The 15,254-nt window shown below is 68.5% G+C and carries 14 protein-coding genes; 7 read left to right on the forward strand and 7 right to left on the reverse strand.

The features are described 5' to 3' along the window. Together C4F17_RS01840 and C4F17_RS01845 are read right to left on the reverse strand one after the other, a co-directional pair. A complete protein-coding gene (locus C4F17_RS01840) occupies positions 1–1,356 on the reverse strand; it encodes a sensor histidine kinase (RefSeq protein ID WP_081267082.1) in 1,356 nt (451 codons plus the stop codon). Beyond that, the gene (locus C4F17_RS01845; protein WP_081267083.1) at positions 1,353–2,027 is read right to left on the reverse strand and encodes a response regulator; all 675 of its coding nucleotides are present in this window, start codon (positions 2,025–2,027) and stop codon (positions 1,353–1,355) included. Before C4F17_RS01845 ends, C4F17_RS01840 begins: the two co-directional genes overlap by 4 nt. 301 nt (positions 2,028–2,328) lie before the next feature. Between C4F17_RS01845 and C4F17_RS01850 the strand changes: the two genes are divergently transcribed. From C4F17_RS01850 to C4F17_RS01860, 3 genes are read left to right on the forward strand one after another with little or no spacing between them, the layout of a single operon-like run. After that, on the forward strand, positions 2,329–2,874 hold the full coding sequence (locus tag C4F17_RS01850) for a phosphatase PAP2 family protein (RefSeq protein ID WP_234382490.1): 546 nt from the start codon (positions 2,329–2,331) through the stop codon (positions 2,872–2,874). Next, positions 2,861–3,442, forward strand: a complete 582-nt coding sequence (locus C4F17_RS01855; RefSeq protein WP_106934076.1) for a phosphatase PAP2 family protein — start codon at positions 2,861–2,863, stop codon at positions 3,440–3,442. Before C4F17_RS01850 ends, C4F17_RS01855 begins: the two co-directional genes overlap by 14 nt. Positions 3,443–3,499: 57 nt before the next feature. Continuing rightward, complete coding sequence (locus C4F17_RS01860) at positions 3,500–5,251, forward strand: phosphoethanolamine transferase (RefSeq protein WP_081267086.1); 1,752 nt, start codon at positions 3,500–3,502, stop codon at positions 5,249–5,251. Positions 5,252–5,624: 373 nt separating this feature from the next. Here the strand turns inward: C4F17_RS01860 and C4F17_RS01865 are convergent, their stop codons facing one another. Beyond that, positions 5,625–6,209, reverse strand: coding sequence for a peroxidase-related enzyme (locus tag C4F17_RS01865; protein WP_106934077.1), 585 nt, complete (start codon positions 6,207–6,209; stop codon positions 5,625–5,627). A gap of 167 nt (positions 6,210–6,376) precedes the next feature. On the opposite strand from C4F17_RS01865, the gene C4F17_RS01870 reads away from it, so the two are divergent. From C4F17_RS01870 to C4F17_RS01880, 3 genes are read left to right on the forward strand one after another with little or no spacing between them, the layout of a single operon-like run. Next, on the forward strand, positions 6,377–7,123 hold the full coding sequence (locus tag C4F17_RS01870; protein WP_106934078.1) for a gluconate 2-dehydrogenase subunit 3 family protein: 747 nt from the start codon (positions 6,377–6,379) through the stop codon (positions 7,121–7,123). A gap of 14 nt (positions 7,124–7,137) precedes the next feature. Next, a complete protein-coding gene (locus C4F17_RS01875; RefSeq protein WP_106934079.1) occupies positions 7,138–8,910 on the forward strand; it encodes a GMC family oxidoreductase in 1,773 nt (590 codons plus the stop codon). Next, positions 8,907–10,301, forward strand: coding sequence for a c-type cytochrome (locus tag C4F17_RS01880; protein WP_081267089.1), 1,395 nt, complete (start codon positions 8,907–8,909; stop codon positions 10,299–10,301). The genes C4F17_RS01875 and C4F17_RS01880 overlap by 4 nt, the downstream gene beginning before the upstream one ends. Positions 10,302–10,320: 19 nt before the next feature. On the opposite strand, the gene eutC is transcribed toward C4F17_RS01880, so the two are convergent. The 3 genes from eutC to eat are packed head-to-tail and all read right to left on the reverse strand — an operon-like array spanning position 10,321 to position 13,900. Beyond that, positions 10,321–11,076 (reverse strand): ethanolamine ammonia-lyase subunit EutC, encoded by a 756-nt coding sequence (eutC, locus tag C4F17_RS01885; RefSeq protein ID WP_081267090.1) that lies wholly within the window; start codon positions 11,074–11,076, stop codon positions 10,321–10,323. After that, a complete protein-coding gene (locus C4F17_RS01890; protein ID WP_106934080.1) occupies positions 11,073–12,467 on the reverse strand; it encodes an ethanolamine ammonia-lyase subunit EutB in 1,395 nt (464 codons plus the stop codon). The genes eutC and C4F17_RS01890 overlap by 4 nt, the downstream gene beginning before the upstream one ends. A gap of 20 nt (positions 12,468–12,487) precedes the next feature. After that, positions 12,488–13,900 carry an ethanolamine permease gene (eat, locus tag C4F17_RS01895; protein WP_106934081.1) on the reverse strand — a complete coding sequence of 471 codons (1,413 nt, stop codon included), beginning with the start codon at positions 13,898–13,900 and terminating at the stop codon, positions 12,488–12,490. Positions 13,901–14,033: 133 nt separating this feature from the next. Here eat and C4F17_RS01900 point away from each other — a divergent pair, with 133 nt between their 5' ends. Continuing rightward, complete coding sequence (locus tag C4F17_RS01900) at positions 14,034–14,444, forward strand: FKBP-type peptidyl-prolyl cis-trans isomerase (protein WP_106934082.1); 411 nt, start codon at positions 14,034–14,036, stop codon at positions 14,442–14,444. A 25-nt stretch (positions 14,445–14,469) separates the two neighbouring features. Here the strand turns inward: C4F17_RS01900 and C4F17_RS01905 are convergent, their stop codons facing one another. Continuing rightward, a complete protein-coding gene (locus tag C4F17_RS01905; protein WP_081267094.1) occupies positions 14,470–15,222 on the reverse strand; it encodes a glucose 1-dehydrogenase in 753 nt (250 codons plus the stop codon). Between the last annotated feature and the right edge of the window lie 32 nt (positions 15,223–15,254).

Consider the following 15,254-nt stretch of genomic DNA (forward strand, 5'->3'; position numbering starts at 1 on the left):
TCAGGCCGGCTGCAGCACGATGCGCGCCTCGAAGCCGTGCGCCGCGCCGGGCGGCGGCGATTCGAGTTCGAGCCGCGCGTCGTGCTTCTCGACGATGGTCCCGACGATCGACAAGCCCAGCCCGTAGCCCGCGCGGTCGGAGGCGTGCCGCACATGGCGCTGCCGCAGCGTGCTCAGTTGCTCCGCGCCGACGCCGGCGCCGAAGTCGCGGACCACCAGCGTGCAGGGGGCCGTCACCTCGACCACCACGCGCTCGCCGCCGTAGCGCAGGGCGTTTTCCACCAGGTTGCGCAATGCGATGGCCAGCGCGTCGACGTCGCCCAGCGCCACCGGCGCGGCGCTGTCGGGCACCTTGAGCGTCAGGCGTTCGTTGATGTGCGGGTCTTGCCAGAGCTCCTGCGCCACGGTGCCGACCAGTTGCACCAGGTCGACCCGCGCACGCGCCAGCGAAGCGCCGGATTCCGCGCGCGACAGCTGCAGCAGCTTCTCGGCGCGGTGGCTGAGCATCTGCAGCGCGTCGAGCGCGGCCTGCACGTCGTTGCGGCGCAGGTCGTGCTCCAGCGCGGTCTGCAGGCGCAGCCGCGCGGCGGCCAGCGGCGTGCGCAGCTCGTGCGCGGCATTGGCCGCGAGCGCGCGCTCCACGTCGAGCGACTGCGAAAGCCGCTCCAGCAGCCGGTTGACGTGATCGCCGACCGAGCGCAGCTCCTGCGGCAGGCCCGGCAAGGTGATGGGGCGCAGGTCGGCGCCGTTGCGTTTCGCGATTTCTCCGGCCAGTTGCTGCAGCGCGCGCAGCTCGGTGCGCGCCACGTTGCGCAGCACCAGCGCGAGCAGCGGCAGCACTGCGCCCAGCGGAATGATCAGGCCGAACAGGGTGCGGTTGAGCGCGCGGCGCCGCTCGTCGAGCGGGTCGGCCACCTGGAAGTACAGCCCCAGCGTGGGGTGGCGCACCGTGTAGATGCGCCAGCTCTGGTTGTTGGCGAAGCCGGCGGCCAGCGGAACGTCGAAGGCGCCGACGGGCGCCTCGGCCGAGCGCAGCAGCACGTGCTCGTGCACGTCCACCACCTGGTACATCACCGCGTCCTCGGAGAACAGCTGCTTGGGCGCGATCAGCGGCTCCGTGGGGGCGGCGCCGCCGGTGTGCTGCAGCTTGTCGAGTTCCTGCACCGCCATGTCGAACATGCGGTGCGACACCTCGACCAGTTCGTTGTCGAAGTTGTGGTTGATCTCCCGGTCGACGTACCAGACCACCGCCAGCACGCACATCAGCCACACGCCGCCGACCCAGACGATCAGCGTGCGGGTGAGCCGCCCGGCCAGGGAGTCGCGGCCTGCGCCGGGCTTTGCGCCGAATCTCATTCGTCGTCGTCCGTGGAGAACGACAGGCGGTAGCCGAGGCCGCGCAGCGTCTGGATGTGGCTGCGCCCGAGCTTGCGCCGCAGGCGGCTGATGAAGACTTCGAGCGTGTTGCTGTCGGCCTCGTCGCCGAAGCCGTAGAGCGCGTCGGCCAGGTTCTCGCGCGTGTGGATGCGCTCCGGCCGGGTCGCCATCACGCGCAGCAGCGCCCATTCCTTCTGGGTCAGCGTGATGGGGGCGCCGTTCTTGCGGACCATGTCGTGCGCCAGGTCGATTTCCAGCGTGCCCAGCTTCAGGACCGGCGAGCTGTTGGCGCTGCGCCGCCGCTCGACCGCGCGCAGGCGGGCCAGCAGCTCGGCGGGGTCGTAGGGCTTGATGAGGTAGTCGTCGGCACCGGCGTCGAGCCCGCGGATGCGATCGGTGACCTGGTCGCGCGCGGTCAGGACGATGACGATGGGGCGTTCGGGCAGGGCGCGTATCTGGGGAAGCAGCGACAGCCCGTCGCCGTCGCCCAGGTGGAGGTCGAGCAGCACCGCCGCGTACTGGACCGAGAGCAGCGCGCCGCGCGCCTCGGCGAGGCCGGGTGCCACGTCGACCACGAAGGCCTTGGCCAGCAGGTAGCTGCAGACGGCATCTGCCAGCGCAGTGTCATCTTCGACCAGCAATATGCGCACGCCATGTCCTTTCAACAAAAAAAGAAGTCTAGCTCCGCCGAAATGCGGACACATCCGAAGTCAGGTTTCGTTCATGTGTCTTCAGGCTGGGTTCATTCCGCAAACGTAGGCTCGCGGCTGTTTTCAGGCCCTGCCTTCGTTCATGACTCGTGCTTCGAATTTTCGCCTGGGGGTGCTGACCCTCGTTGCGCTTGCCGCCTTGCTGGCGTGGGACGCAACCGGTTGGGATCTTCCGCTGGCGCGGCTGGCCGGTTCCCCGTTCGGTTTCACATGGCGGACGAACTCTTTTCTGGTCCACGTCATGCATGAAGGCGCCCGCGACCTGAGCTGGGCGCTCGTCACGGCGCTCTTCATCGCGATCCGCTGGCCGGTAGGCGTGCTTCGGCGCCTGGGCACCGGCGACCGGGTGCAACTGGCGCTGACAACCCTGGCCGCGGTGATCGCCGTCAGCCTCATCAAGCATTCCAGCAATACCAGTTGCCCCTGGGACCTGAAGGAGTTCGGCGGCGTGGCGCGCTACGTGTCGCATTGGTCCTGGGGCGTGCTCGACGGCGGTCCGGGCGGGTGCTTCCCGGCCGGCCACGCCTCTGCGGCGTTCGCCTATGCGGGCGGCTACTTCGTGCTGCGCCGGGCGTCGGCCCGCGCGGCGGCCATCTGGCTGTCGGTGGCGCTGGTGGCCGGGTTGGTGCTGGGCTTGGCGCAGCAGGTGCGCGGCGCCCACTACATGAGCCACACACTCTGGACCGCCTGGATCTGCTGGACGGTGGGTTTTGCCATCGAATTGGTGTTCTCGCGCTTCAACCCGCAACCGCTCAAGCCGGCAGAACCCGCCCATGCAGGATATTGACGCCGCCCTTTTCGAGCTGGTCAATGCGGGCCCTTCGGCGCCTGCATGGAGCCTGCAGTTCGCGAGCTTCGCCTCCGACATCCTGCCGGCGCTGCTGGCGCTGGCGCTGGCCATCGGCGCGCTGTTCGACCGGCGCTGGCGCCATGCCTTCTTCACGGCAATGGTCGGCGTGCTGGCCGCGTGGCTGATCGTGCAGGCCATCCGCTGGGCGTTTCCGATGCCCCGGCCGGCCTATTACGGCCTGGGCATCCAGTGGGTGCCGCAGGGCATTCGCCCCGGTTTTCCGAGCCTCCATGCCGCCGGCGCCTTCACCGCGGCGTTCTCGCTCTGGTGCCTTCCTTGGCGTTCTCCGATGCTGGCCGCGCTGGCCGTGGCCGCCACGGTCGCCTGGAGCCGCCTGTACCTGGGGCTGCATTTCCCGTCCGACGTGGTGGCCGCGGCGATGCTCGGCGCGCTGGTGTCGATCCTGGCGGAGCGGGGCATCCGCCTGATGTCACGGACCCGTACCTCGCCGGCGTCGGCGCGGGCCCCGGGGGTCCGGCTGCGATCGCGTACAAGGCGCGCCTGAACATGGCATGAATGGGGGATTCAGGCTATCTTCAGCCCCCGTTCCTACATTAGTTGGATGTCTGTCTTGCGTATTGACCCGGCACCTGAACCACAAGGTAGCTTCCCCGAACCTGATTCACTCGTGACCGCATCGTCGGCGGCGCCCTGGACGCGCTTCGACCTGTGGTTGCGCAGGCCCCGCTCCGCGGCCATGGTCGTCGTGTGGCTGAGCCTCTATCTCGTCCTGACCACCAATTGGCCGCTCTGGAACGAGCTGGCCCGCATCGGCGGTGCCCCCAGCACCTACATGCCGACCATCCTGGTCATGAGCCTGCTCACCTTCTGCGGCTCGGTGGCGATCCTGTCGTTCACCGCCTGGTCGCGCTGGATGAAGCCGCTGTGGTTCTTGGTGGTCGTGCTGGCCGCGGTGGTGCAGCACTACATGCTCGCCTACCGCGTGGTCATGGACCCGACCATGGTCGCCAATGCGATGCAGACCGACCCCAACGAAGCGCGCGACCTGCTGAGCTGGCGCATGGCCTTCAACGTGCTGGTGGTGGCGTTGCCCGCGGCCTTCGTGCTCTGGCGCGTGCGCATCCTGCCCATGCGCTTTCTGTCGAAGCTCTGGCGCAATGTCGCGCTGCTGCTGCTGTCGGTGGTCGTGGCGCTGGGCGCGGTGGTGTCCATGAACCGCGAGCTGGCGCCGCTGATGCGCAACAACGTGCACCTGCGCTACATGATGAACCCGATCGCGAGCCTCTATTCGGCCGGCTCCCTGTTCATCAAGCCGCTGTTCAAGCGCACTGGCAAGCTCATCCCGATCACTGCCGGCACGGCGCTGGGCGCCAGCTATGCCGGCCAGACGAAGCCGCCGCTGTTCGTGGTGGTGGTGGGCGAGACGGCGCGGGCCGATCACTTCTCGCTCAACGGCTATGCCCGCGACACCAACCCCGAGCTGGCGAAGCGTGGCGTTCTGAGCTACCGCGAGGTGCGCTCCTGCGGCACCAATACGCTGGCCTCCGTGCCCTGCATGTTCTCGCCGCTGGGCAAGGAAGGCTACGAATCGCGCAAGGACGACTACGAGACCCTGGTCGACGTCCTGCAGGCCGCCGGCCTCGCCGTTTTCTGGCTCGACAACCAGGCCGGCTGCAAGGGCGTCTGCGAGCGCATTCCCAATGCATCCGCCTTCGCCGGGCTCGACGCGGCCACCAAGAAGGCGCTGTGCGACGGCGACGAGTGCCTCGACGACGTGATGCTCAAGGGCCTGGACGAACGCATCGCCGCGCTGCCGGCCGAGCGCCGCGCCAAGGGCATCGTGCTGGTCATGCACCAGATGGGCAGCCACGGCCCGGCCTACTACAAGCGCTCCGCGCCCGACGTGAAGCATTTCCTGCCCGAGTGCAAGACCAACGCGCTGGCCGAGTGCGGCCACGCCGAGCTGATGAACGTCTACGACAACTCGATCCTGCAGACCGACCGCTTCCTCGGCCAGACCATCGACTGGCTCAAGACCCAGTCGAAGCAGTACGACCCGGCGCTGCTGTACGTGAGCGACCACGGCGAGTCGCTCGGCGAGTACGGCCTGTTCCTGCACGGCGTGCCGTACAGCTTCGCGCCCGACGCGCAGAAGCACGTGCCCATGATCACCTGGTTCAGCGAGGGCATGGACCAGCGGCGCAAGCTCTCGCGTTCGTGCATGGAAGCGGGGCTCGACGCGCCGCTTACGCACGACAACCTCTATCACACGGTGCTCGGCGTGATGGACGTGACCACGCCGACCTACAAGCCCGCGCTGGATGCGCTGGCTTCGTGCCGCGCGAAGGGGTGAGCGCTGCTTGGGCAGTGTCAGGGCGCGCTCACGCCGACGGGGTGCCTTGCTCCGCGAATGTCCCCCGCCCTTCGGGCTCCTCCTTTATTTCGCTGCGCAAGGCACCCCGCCAGCGTGATCGTTCAGTGTCGCTGCACAAGCTGCATCTGTTGGTGGTCGCCGGGACTTCGTGCCGCATGAACCGGCTATTTCGCGGGGTTCTTTGAGGGGCAACTGCTGAACCCCCAAACCCCATGGCCGCTGTCATCGTGCGCAGGGCGTCGGGTGCTCCCCGCAGCGAAATAAAGGAGGAGGGCGAAGCCCGGGGGACATTCGCGGAGGGGAGTACCCGACGCCCTGTGCACGCACCCCGAAGACACCCCGCACACAGCTCCTACCTCTTCTCGCGGGGCACGCGCCCCATGAGGAAGAACTCGTTGTTCGGCTGCATGCCGCTGAAGCTGGCCATGCGGTTGCTCAGCCCGAAGAAGGCGGTGATGGCCGCGATGTCCCAGATGTCCTCGTCGTCGAAGCCGTGGGCATGCAGCGGCGGGAAGTCGCTGTCGTCGATCTCGTGCGAGCGGTCGCAGACCTTCATCGCAAAGTCGAGCATCGCACGCTGGCGCGGCGTGATGTCGGCCTTGCGGTAGTTCACCGCCACCTGGTCGGCCACCAGCGGCTTCTTCTCGTAGATGCGCAGCAGCGCGCCGTGCGCCACCACGCAGTAGAGGCATTGGTTGGCCGCGCTGGTGGCGGTGACGATCATCTCGCGGTCGCCCTTGGTGAGCGAGCCTTCTTCCTTGAGCATCAGCGCGTCGTGGTACGCGAAGAAGGCGCGCCACTCGGCCGGACGGCGCGCAAGGGCAAGAAACACGTTGGGCACGAAGCCGGCTTTTTCCTGCACCGCGAGGATGGCGGCGCGGATGTCCTGCGGCAGGTCTTTGAGTTCGGCGAGCGGGTAGCGGTTGGTCGTGGTCATGTCGTCTCCGTTGTGGTCGTCGGTTGGCAGTGCCTTCTTGAAAGCGCTCTGAAAGGCGCCGCGCCTGTTCCATCATAGGCAAGCAGCTTTCCTACATGGCGGGGCGCCAGCCGCCGCCATGATGAAGGTTCGCACAACAACACGCGGCGAGTGCCGCACATAACGCGATGAAAGACGAGTCGTATCCCGACCGGCGTGGCTTCCTGCGCCGGTCCATTGCCATCGTGCCGGCCGCAACGGCCTTCAGTGCCGGCGGCATCACCGGCGTGACACTGGCACAGCCCGCACCATCGGCCCCGGCACCCGGCCCCGCAGCAGCGGCCACGCCCGGCGCTCCCTACACCCCGGTCTACTTCAACGCCGCCGAATGGGCCTTCGTGCAGGCGGCGGTGGCCAGGCTGATTCCTTCCGACGACACCGGCCCCGGCGCCATCGAGGCCGGCGTGCCCGAGTTCATCGACCGCCAGATGGAAGGCGCCTTCGGCCATGCCGCCACCTGGTACATGCAGGGCCCGTTCGTCGATGTGTCGCCGCTCTTCGGCTACCAGAAGAAGATGCCGCCGCGCGAGGTCTACCGCGCGGGCATCGCGGCCACGGACGCCTACAGCCGCAAGCAGTTTTCCGGCAAGGCCTTCGCGCAGCTCGACGCCGCGCAGCAGGACGAGGTGCTCAAGGGCCTGGAGGGCGGCACCGTCGCGCTCGACGGCGTGGGCGCGACCGACTTCTTCGGCTTCCTGCTGCAGAACACCAAGGAGGGCTACTTCAGCGACCCGATCCACGGCGGCAACAAGAACGCCGCCGCCTGGAAGATGATCGGCTTCCCCGGCGCGCGCGCCGACTACGCCGACTGGGTCGACCGGCCCGGCGTCAAGTACAACCTGCCGCCGGTGAGCATCGCCGGCCCGCAGGGCTGAGGGAGCGGCACACCATGGCAAACATCAAAAAGCCCAGTGTGGACGCGGTGCTGGTCGGCTTCGGCTGGACCGGCGCAATCATGGGCATGGAGCTCACCGCAGCCGGCCTGAAGGTGCTGGCGCTGGAGCGCGGCGAGAACCGCGACACGCAGCCCGACTTCGCCTACCCGCGCATCACCGACGAGCTGAGCTACGGCATCCGCGGCAAGCTGTTCCAGAACCTCTCGCGCGAGACCGTGACCATCCGCCACACGCCGGCCGACGTGGCGGTGCCGTACCGGCAGCTCGCGTCCTTCCTGCCCGGCGACGGCGTGGGCGGCGCGGGCGTGCACTGGAACGGCCACCACTGGCGGCCGCTGCCCAGCGACCTGCGCATCCGCAGCAATTACGAAGAGCGCTACGGCAAGAAATTCATTCCCGAGGGCATGACCATCCAGGACTTCGGCGTGAGCTATGAAGAACTGGAACCGCACTTCGACCAGTTCGAGAAGATCTGCGGCACCTCCGGCAAGGCCGGCAACATCGGCGGCAAGATCCAGCCCGGCGGCAACCCCTTCGAAGGCGCGCGCGCCAACGAATTCCCGCTGTCGCCGCTGGCCTCCGTCAACAGCGCCAGGCTGTTCGAGAAAGCCGCGCGCGAGCTCGGCTACCACCCCTTTCCGCAAGCGGCCGCCAATGCCTCGCGTGCCTACACCAACCCGCACGGCGCGCAGCTCGGGCCGTGCAACTTCTGCGGCTTCTGCGAGCGCTACGGCTGCTACATGTATTCGAAGGCATCGCCGCAGACCACGCTGCTGCCGGTGCTGATGAAGCGCCCCAACTTCGAGCTGCGCACCCGCTCGCACGTGCTGCGCGTGAACATGTCTCCCGACGGCAAGCGCGCCACCGGCGTGACCTACGTCGACGCGCAGGGCAACGAGGTCGAGCAGCCGGCCGACCTGGTCGTGCTGTGCGCCTACCAGTTCCACAACGTGCGCCTGCTGCTGCTGTCGAACATCGGCAAGAAGTACGACCCCGCCACCGGCGAGGGCGTGGTGGGGCGCAACTACGCCTACCAGCTCAACGGCGGCGCGAGCCTGTTCTTCGACAAGGACCAGCCGATGAACCCCTTTGTCGGCGCGGGTGCCAGCGGCAGCGTGATCGACGACTTCGACGGCGACAACTTCGACCACGGCCCGCTCGGCTTCGTGGGGGGCGCGAGCATCAACTGCATCAACACCGGCGGCCGGCCGATCCAGCAGCTGAGCCTGCCGCCCGGCGCGCCCAGCTGGGGCGCGGGCTGGAAGAAGGCAGCCAAGGAAAACTACCTCTACCAGGCCAGCGTGGGCAGCCAGGGCTCCGTGATGGCCTACCGCGACAACTACCTCGACCTCGACCCGACCTACAAGGACGTGCACGGCCAGCCGCTCTTGCGCATGACCTTCGACTGGAAGGCCAACGACCTCGCGATGACGCAGTTCATCGGCACCAAGGTCGAGCAGATCGCCAAGGCCATGGGGCCGAAGCAGATGAAGCTGAACTTCCAGAAGGCAGGCGCGCACTACGACGTGCGCTACTACCAGTCGACCCACAACACCGGCGGCGCGCCGATGGGCACCGACCCGACGACCAGCGCGGTCAACCGCTTCCTGCAGGTGTGGGACGTGCCCAATGTGTTCGTGATGGGCGCCAGCGCCTTTCCGCAGAACTTCGGCTACAACCCGACCGGCATGGTGGGGGCGCTGGCCTACTGGGCTGCCAAGGCGATCCGCGAGCAGTACCTGAAGAACCCGGGAGCGCTGGCATGAACGCGCGCCGAGTATCTGTCGGCGTGGTGGCGGCCGTGGCCCTGTTGTGCGCCGGGGCCTGGGCCGTGGCGCAGAAGGCGGAGGCGCCGCCGGTGGCCGGCGTGGCCGCACCGGCAGCTGCCGCGCCCGCATCGTCCGACCCCGTGCTGGAGCGCGGCCGCTACCTCGCGCGCGCCGGCGATTGCGTGAGCTGCCACACCGCGCCCGGCAAGCCGGCCTTCGGCGGCGGCCTGCCGATGAAGACGCCGTTCGGCACCATCGTCTCGACCAACATCACGCCCGACCCCGGGGCCGGCATCGGTGCCTACACCGAGGCCGAGTTCGCCCGCGCGCTGCGCGAAGGCGTCGCCAAGGACGGACATCACCTGTACCCGGCCATGCCGTACCCGTCGTTCGCACGCGTGAACGACGAGGACATGCACGCGCTCTTCACCTTCTTCCGCAACGGCGTGCAGCCCGTGGCGCAGAAGCCGCCGGCCACCGACCTGCCGTGGCCCTTCAGCATGCGCGGGCTCATGGTCGCGTGGAACTGGATCTACCTCGACAAGGGCGTCTACCAGCCCGACACCGCGCGCAGCGCCGAATGGAACCGCGGCGCCTACCTGGTGCAGGGCCTGGGCCACTGCGGCGACTGCCACACACCGCGCAGCATGCTGGGCGGCGTGAAGGCGGCTAGCGACGGCAAGGGCGAGCTGTTCCTGTCCGGCGCGGTCATCGACGGCTGGTATGCGCAGCCGCTGCGCCACACCGGCCGCCCGACCATGGCGCAATGGCCGGCGCAAGACATCGTGCAATACCTGCAGACCGGCCGCACCAGCCACACGGCGGCGTTCGGCGCCATGGTCGACGTGGTGCAGAACAGCACGCAGCACCTGTCGACGCAAGACCTGCAGGCGGTGGCCACCTATCTGCAGTCGCTGGGATCGGAAGGCAGTGCGCAGAATGCGCCGTCGCCCGCGTCCCTGGTGGCGGCGGCTCCCCAGCACCCGACCGCGCTTGCGCTGCGCAACGGCACGGTCGAGGGCAACAGCGGCGCGATGGTCTATCTCAACAACTGCAATGCCTGCCATCGCTCCGACGGCACCGGCGCGGACAAGACCTTCCCGGCGCTGGCCGGCAACAGCGTGGTGAACGCCAAGGACCCGACTTCGCTGATCCGCCTCGTGCTCGCAGGCTCGGCCATGCCCAGCACCGCCCAGGCGCCGTCGCCCATCGCCATGCCCGATTTCGGCTGGCGCCTGAGCGACGCCGACGTGGCCAGCGTGCTGAGCTTCGCGCGGTCGAGCTGGGGCAACCAGGGCGACGCCGTCACGGCGGCCCAGGTGGCCAAGGTGCGCGATTCGATCAAGCCCGTGGCTACCGCCACGACGAGCGCGCAGCAGCAGAAGTGAACGGGCGGGGCGCGCTGGCCTACCTGAGCGCAACGAGATCGCTCTCGTCCTTCAGCTCGACGCCCGTCAGCCCGCGCCGCAACGACTCGCGCATCAGCCATGCGAGCCTGAACGCGGCCGGCTCGTAGGCCAGGCCCTCCGGCCGCACGTTCGAGATGCAGTTGCGCTCGGCGTCGTGCCGGCCGCGCCGGGGCGAATGGGTCAGGTAGATGCCGAGGCTGTCGGGCGAACTCAGGCCCGGCCTTTCGCCGATCAGCATGACCGAGAGCGCCGCGCCGAACAGCTCGCCCACTTCATCGGCCAGCGCGACGCGCGCCTGCGTGGCGATCACCACGGGCGAGAAGCGCGTGTGCGGCGGCAGCTGCGCGCGCAACGCCGCGAGCAGCGGCACCGCATGGCGCGCGACCGCGAGCGAGGAAAGGCCGTCGCCGATCACGATGCAGACATCGCAGCCGTAGCGCCGCTCGCCGCGCAGGCGCGTGGCGTCGTCCTCGTCGAGCTGGCGGCCCAGGTCGGGGCGGCGCAGGTAGGCGGTGCGGTCCGCCGCGCGGCTGCGCGCGCGGGCCACTTCCCAGTGCTGGCTGCGCAGCTGGCTGTCGAGCGCGTCGACGTCGAGCGCGGCGTGAATGGCATCGCGCGCCATCGCATGCGCCCAGCCGAAGCGCAGCGTCTCGTCGGTCGGCATGCCGGCGCCGGCACGGCCCAGGGCCAGCCGCGCGGGCGTGGCGGAGCGCCATTGCGCCCACGGGTTGGGGGTGACAGGCGAGTCGCTCATCGTGCCAATGCGGCGAGGCCGCTCATGTCGGCCAGCAGCCGGTTGGAGGAGGGCGGCGCGAGCCGGCCGGCGGTATCGGTGATCTGCATGCGCTGCAGCCAGGCCTCGAACTCGGGTGCGCGCTTCAGGCCCAGCGTCTGGCGCATGAACAGCGCGTCGTGGAAAGAGGTGCTCTGGTAGTTGAGCATCACGTCGTCCGCACCCGGGATGCCCATGATGAAGTTGATGCCCGCCGTGCCCAGCAGCACGAGCAGCGTGTCCATGTCGTCCTGGTCGGCCTCGGCGTGGTTGGTGTAGCAGATGTCGCAGCCGATGGGCAGGCCCAGCAGCTTGCCGCTGAAATGGTCCTCGAGGCCGGCGCGGATGATCTGCTTGCCGTCGTACAGGTACTCCGGCCCGATGAAGCCGACGACGGTGTTGATGAGCAGCGGCTTGTAGCGCCGCGCCAGCGCATAGGCGCGCACCTCGCAGGTCTGCTGGTCGACGCCGAAGTTGGCGTTGGCCGACAGCGCGCTGCCCTGGCCGGTCTCGAAGTACATGACGTTGTCGCCCACGGTGCCGCGCTGGAGCGACAGCGCCGCCGCATGCGCCTCGTCGAGCAGTTCGGGCGTCACGCCGAAGGAGAGGTTGGCCTTCTCGGTGCCGGCGATCGACTGGAACACCAGGTCGACCGGCGCGCCGGCCTCCGCGAGCTTGAGGGTGTTGGTCACATGGGTGAGCACGCAGCTCTGCGTGGGGATCTCGAAGCGCTGGATCACCTCGTCGAGCATGCGCAGCAGATCGCCGAGCACCGGCATGCTGTCGGATGCGGGGTTGAGCCCGATCACCGCGTCGCCCGCGCCGTAGAGCAGGCCGTCGAGCGTGGAGGCCGCCACGCCGCGCAGGTCGTCGGTCGGGTGGTTGGGTTGCAGGCGCACCGCCAGGTGGCCGGGCAGGCCGATGGTGTCGCGAAAGCGCGTGACCACGCAGCACTTCCTGGCGACCGACACCAGGTCCTGGTTGCGCATGAGCTTGGACACGGCCGCCACCATTTCGGGCGTGAGGCCCGGCGCCAGTGCGGTGAGCGTGCCGGTATTGGCCGCGTCGGACAGCAGCCAGTTGCGGAAGTCGCCCACGGTGAGGTGCGACACCGGCGCGAAGGCGCCCGCGTCATGGCCGTCGATGATGAGGCGCGTGATGTTGTCGCTCTCGTACGGAATCAGCGCTTCGTTCAGGAACTGCTTCAGCGGCGTGTCGGCCAGCACGTGGCGCGCGGCCATGCGCTGCTGCGCCGTGGCCGCGCCGATGCCCGCGAGGTAGTCGCCCGAGCGCGCGGGGCTGGCGAAGGCCATGACCTGTTTCAGGTCGTCGAAGCGGAAGACCTGGCCGGCGATGGTGGTGCTGTAGCGCATGGGTCTTGGGTCGGAGGTCGTCAGGCGTTGTTGGTCGAGGAAAGCATTTCGTCGGGCGCCGCCGCATCGCGCTGCGCCGAGGTCAGCAGGAAGTAGCCGTAGGCCGCGGCCATCAGCACGACGAACAGCAGCGTGAGCATGCCGTTGAACCACACCATCGCGCCCAGGCACACCGCGCCGAGCCCGAGCGCGATGGCCGGGAACACGGGGTAGAACGGCGCGCGGTAGGTGCGCCGCAGGCCGGGCTCGCTGCGGCGCAGCTTGAACAGCGCGGCCATCGAGATCATGTACATCACGATGGCGCCGAGCACCGCCATGGTCACGATGTTGGCGGTGAGCGTCTGCCCGCCGAACTGCACCCACTCGTCGCTGAAGATGGCAATGACGCCGATCACGCCGCCGGCCAGCAGCGCGCGGTGCGGCGTGTCGAAGCGCGGGCTCAGGCCGGCGAAGTAGCGCGGCAGGTAGCCCGCGCGCGCCAGCGCGAAGATCTGGCGCGAGTAGCCCATGATGATTCCGTGGAACGAAGCGATCAGCCCGAAGAGCCCGATCCACACCAGCATGTGCAGCCAGCCGCTGTTGTCGCCCACCACCGCCTTCATGGCCTGCGGCAGCGGGTCGTTGATGTTGGCGAGTTTGCGCCAGTCGCCCACGCCGCCCGCGAAGATCATCACGCCGAAGGCCAGCACCACCAGCGTGACGATGCCCGTGGTGTAGGCGACGGGAATGGTGCGGTGCGGGTCGCGCGCTTCCTCGGCCGCCATGGCCGCGCCTTCGATGGCCAGGAAGAACCAGATGGCGAACGGGATCGACGCGAAGATGCCCGAGATGGCCGCGCCGTTCAGCACGCTGCCGCCGGCCCAGCCGTTGGCGGTGAAGTTGGCCAGCGTCCAGCCCGGCGAGACGACCCCCATGAACACCAGCAGCTCGACGATGGCCAGCACCGTGACGAACAGCTCGAACGCCGCCGCGATGCCCACGCCGATCCAGTTGAGGCCGATGAAGATCACGTACGCGCCCAGCGCGAACCACTTCGGGTTGATGCCGGGGAACTGCACGTTGAGGTAGGCGCCGATGGCCAGCGCGATGGCCGGCGGCGCGAAGACGAATTCGATCAGCGTCGCGAAGCCCGCGACGAAACCGCCGTGCGGCCCGAAGGCGCGCCGTGCATACGCGAAGGGGCCGCCCGCGTGCGGGATGGCGGTCGATAGTTCGGTGAAGCTGAAGATGAAAGTGGTGTACATCGTCGCCACCAGCAGCGTGGCGACGAGAAAGCCGAGCGTGCCGGCCGTGTTCCAGCCGTAGCTCCAACCAAAGTACTCACCGGAGATGACGAGGCCCACCGCAATGCCCCAGAGCTGCAGGGGACCGAGTACCTTCTTGAGATGGCCGGTGCCGGCGTGCGCTGCCGGCGCGGCTTCGGTGGAGTTCATGCGGCGTCCTCTCTTCGTGAATGGTGACAGTGCACATTCTGCAAAGCAAGGGCTGTTCCACCGGATACACCGGCTTGCGGGCGCAGCATGCGCGCTGGCCATAATCGGAGTCTTTCAATCCCCGAGGTGTTTCGTGAAGTCTCTTTTCTGTGCCGCTCTCGTGTCCGTCCTTGCCGTTCCCGCCGCGTTCGCGCAGTCCGCGCCCGTGACCACGCCCAGCGGGCTGATCTACCAGTCGCTCAAGGAAGGCACCGGCGCTTCGCCCGCGGCCACCGACGTGGTCAAGGTGCACTACCGCGGCACCTTCCCCGACACCGGCAAGGAATTCGACAGCTCCTACAAGCGCGGCGAACCTACCGAGTTCCCGCTCAACGGCGTGATCCCCTGCTGGACCGAAGGCGTGCAGAAGATGAAGCCCGGCGGCAAGGCCAAGCTGACCTGCCCGCCGTCCATCGCCTACGGCGCGCGCGGCGCCGGCGGCGTGATCCCGCCGAACGCCACGCTCAACTTCGAAGTCGAGCTGGTGTCGGTCAGCAAGCGCTGATGCGCTCGCGCCGGGCGCGGGTCGCTCAGATCTGCGCCATGCCGCCGTCGACGAACAGCTCGACGCCGTTCACGAAGCTGGCGTCGTCCGAGGCCAGGAACACCACGGCCTTGGCGATCTCGTCGGGCGTGCCGACGCGGCCCAGCGGAATGCCCTGGGCCTGCGACTCGACGAAGGCCTGCACCTGTTCCTTGTCGAGCCCCAGCAGGTCGTAGGCCGGCGTCGGCACCACGCCCGGGCTCACCGCATTCACGCGGATGCCCTTGTCCTTCAGGTCCACCGTCCAGCTGCGCGCGAAGCTGCGCACTGCGGCCTTGGTGGCGCTGTACACGCTGAAGGCCGGGTTGCCCTTGATGCTGGTGATCGACGCGTTGAGCACGATCGACGCGCCCTTGGGCATCAGCGGCAGCGCCTTCTGCACGGTGAAGAGCAGGCCGCGCACGTTGGTGTTGAAGATGCTGTCGAAGTGTTCCTCCGTGATCTGGCCCAGCGGCAGCAGGCTTCCGCCGCCCGCGTTGGCGAAAAGCACGTCGAGCCGGCCTTTTTCCTGCTTGATGGCGGCGTAGAGGCGGTCGAGGTCATCGAGCTTCGACACGTCGCCGAGCACGCCGGTCACGTTGCGGCCGATGGCCTTGACGGCCGCGTCGAGCTCGGCCTTGCGGCGACCGGTGATGAACACATGCGCGCCTTCGGCCACGAAGCGCTGCGCGGTGGCCAGGCCGATGCCGCTGGTGCCGCCGGTGACGAGTGCGATCTTGCCTTCGAGCTTGAGAGTCATGATTTCCTTCTTCCTTGGTTCGTGTTGTGGAC

This window comes from Variovorax sp. PMC12, assembly GCF_003019815.1.
Lineage (GTDB): Bacteria > Pseudomonadota > Gammaproteobacteria > Burkholderiales > Burkholderiaceae_C > Variovorax.

What these genes read in the sequence shown, in the direction of transcription:
- C4F17_RS01840 (WP_081267082.1), bottom strand. Translation starts at nt 1,356, where the DNA reads ATGAGATTCGGCGCAAAGCCCGGCGCAGGCCGCGACTCCCTGGCCGGG.
- C4F17_RS01850 (WP_234382490.1), top strand. Translation starts at nt 2,329, where the DNA reads ATGCATGAAGGCGCCCGCGACCTGAGCTGGGCGCTCGTCACGGCGCTC.
- C4F17_RS01855 (WP_106934076.1), top strand. Translation starts at nt 2,861, where the DNA reads ATGCAGGATATTGACGCCGCCCTTTTCGAGCTGGTCAATGCGGGCCCT.
- C4F17_RS01860 (WP_081267086.1), top strand. Translation starts at nt 3,500, where the DNA reads ATGTCTGTCTTGCGTATTGACCCGGCACCTGAACCACAAGGTAGCTTC.
- C4F17_RS01865 (WP_106934077.1), bottom strand. Translation starts at nt 6,209, where the DNA reads ATGACCACGACCAACCGCTACCCGCTCGCCGAACTCAAAGACCTGCCG.
- C4F17_RS01870 (WP_106934078.1), top strand. Translation starts at nt 6,377, where the DNA reads ATGAAAGACGAGTCGTATCCCGACCGGCGTGGCTTCCTGCGCCGGTCC.
- C4F17_RS01875 (WP_106934079.1), top strand. Translation starts at nt 7,138, where the DNA reads ATGGCAAACATCAAAAAGCCCAGTGTGGACGCGGTGCTGGTCGGCTTC.
- C4F17_RS01880 (WP_081267089.1), top strand. Translation starts at nt 8,907, where the DNA reads ATGAACGCGCGCCGAGTATCTGTCGGCGTGGTGGCGGCCGTGGCCCTG.
- eutC (WP_081267090.1), bottom strand. Translation starts at nt 11,076, where the DNA reads ATGAGCGACTCGCCTGTCACCCCCAACCCGTGGGCGCAATGGCGCTCC.
- C4F17_RS01890 (WP_106934080.1), bottom strand. Translation starts at nt 12,467, where the DNA reads ATGCGCTACAGCACCACCATCGCCGGCCAGGTCTTCCGCTTCGACGAC.
- eat (WP_106934081.1), bottom strand. Translation starts at nt 13,900, where the DNA reads ATGAACTCCACCGAAGCCGCGCCGGCAGCGCACGCCGGCACCGGCCAT.
- C4F17_RS01905 (WP_081267094.1), bottom strand. Translation starts at nt 15,222, where the DNA reads ATGACTCTCAAGCTCGAAGGCAAGATCGCACTCGTCACCGGCGGCACC.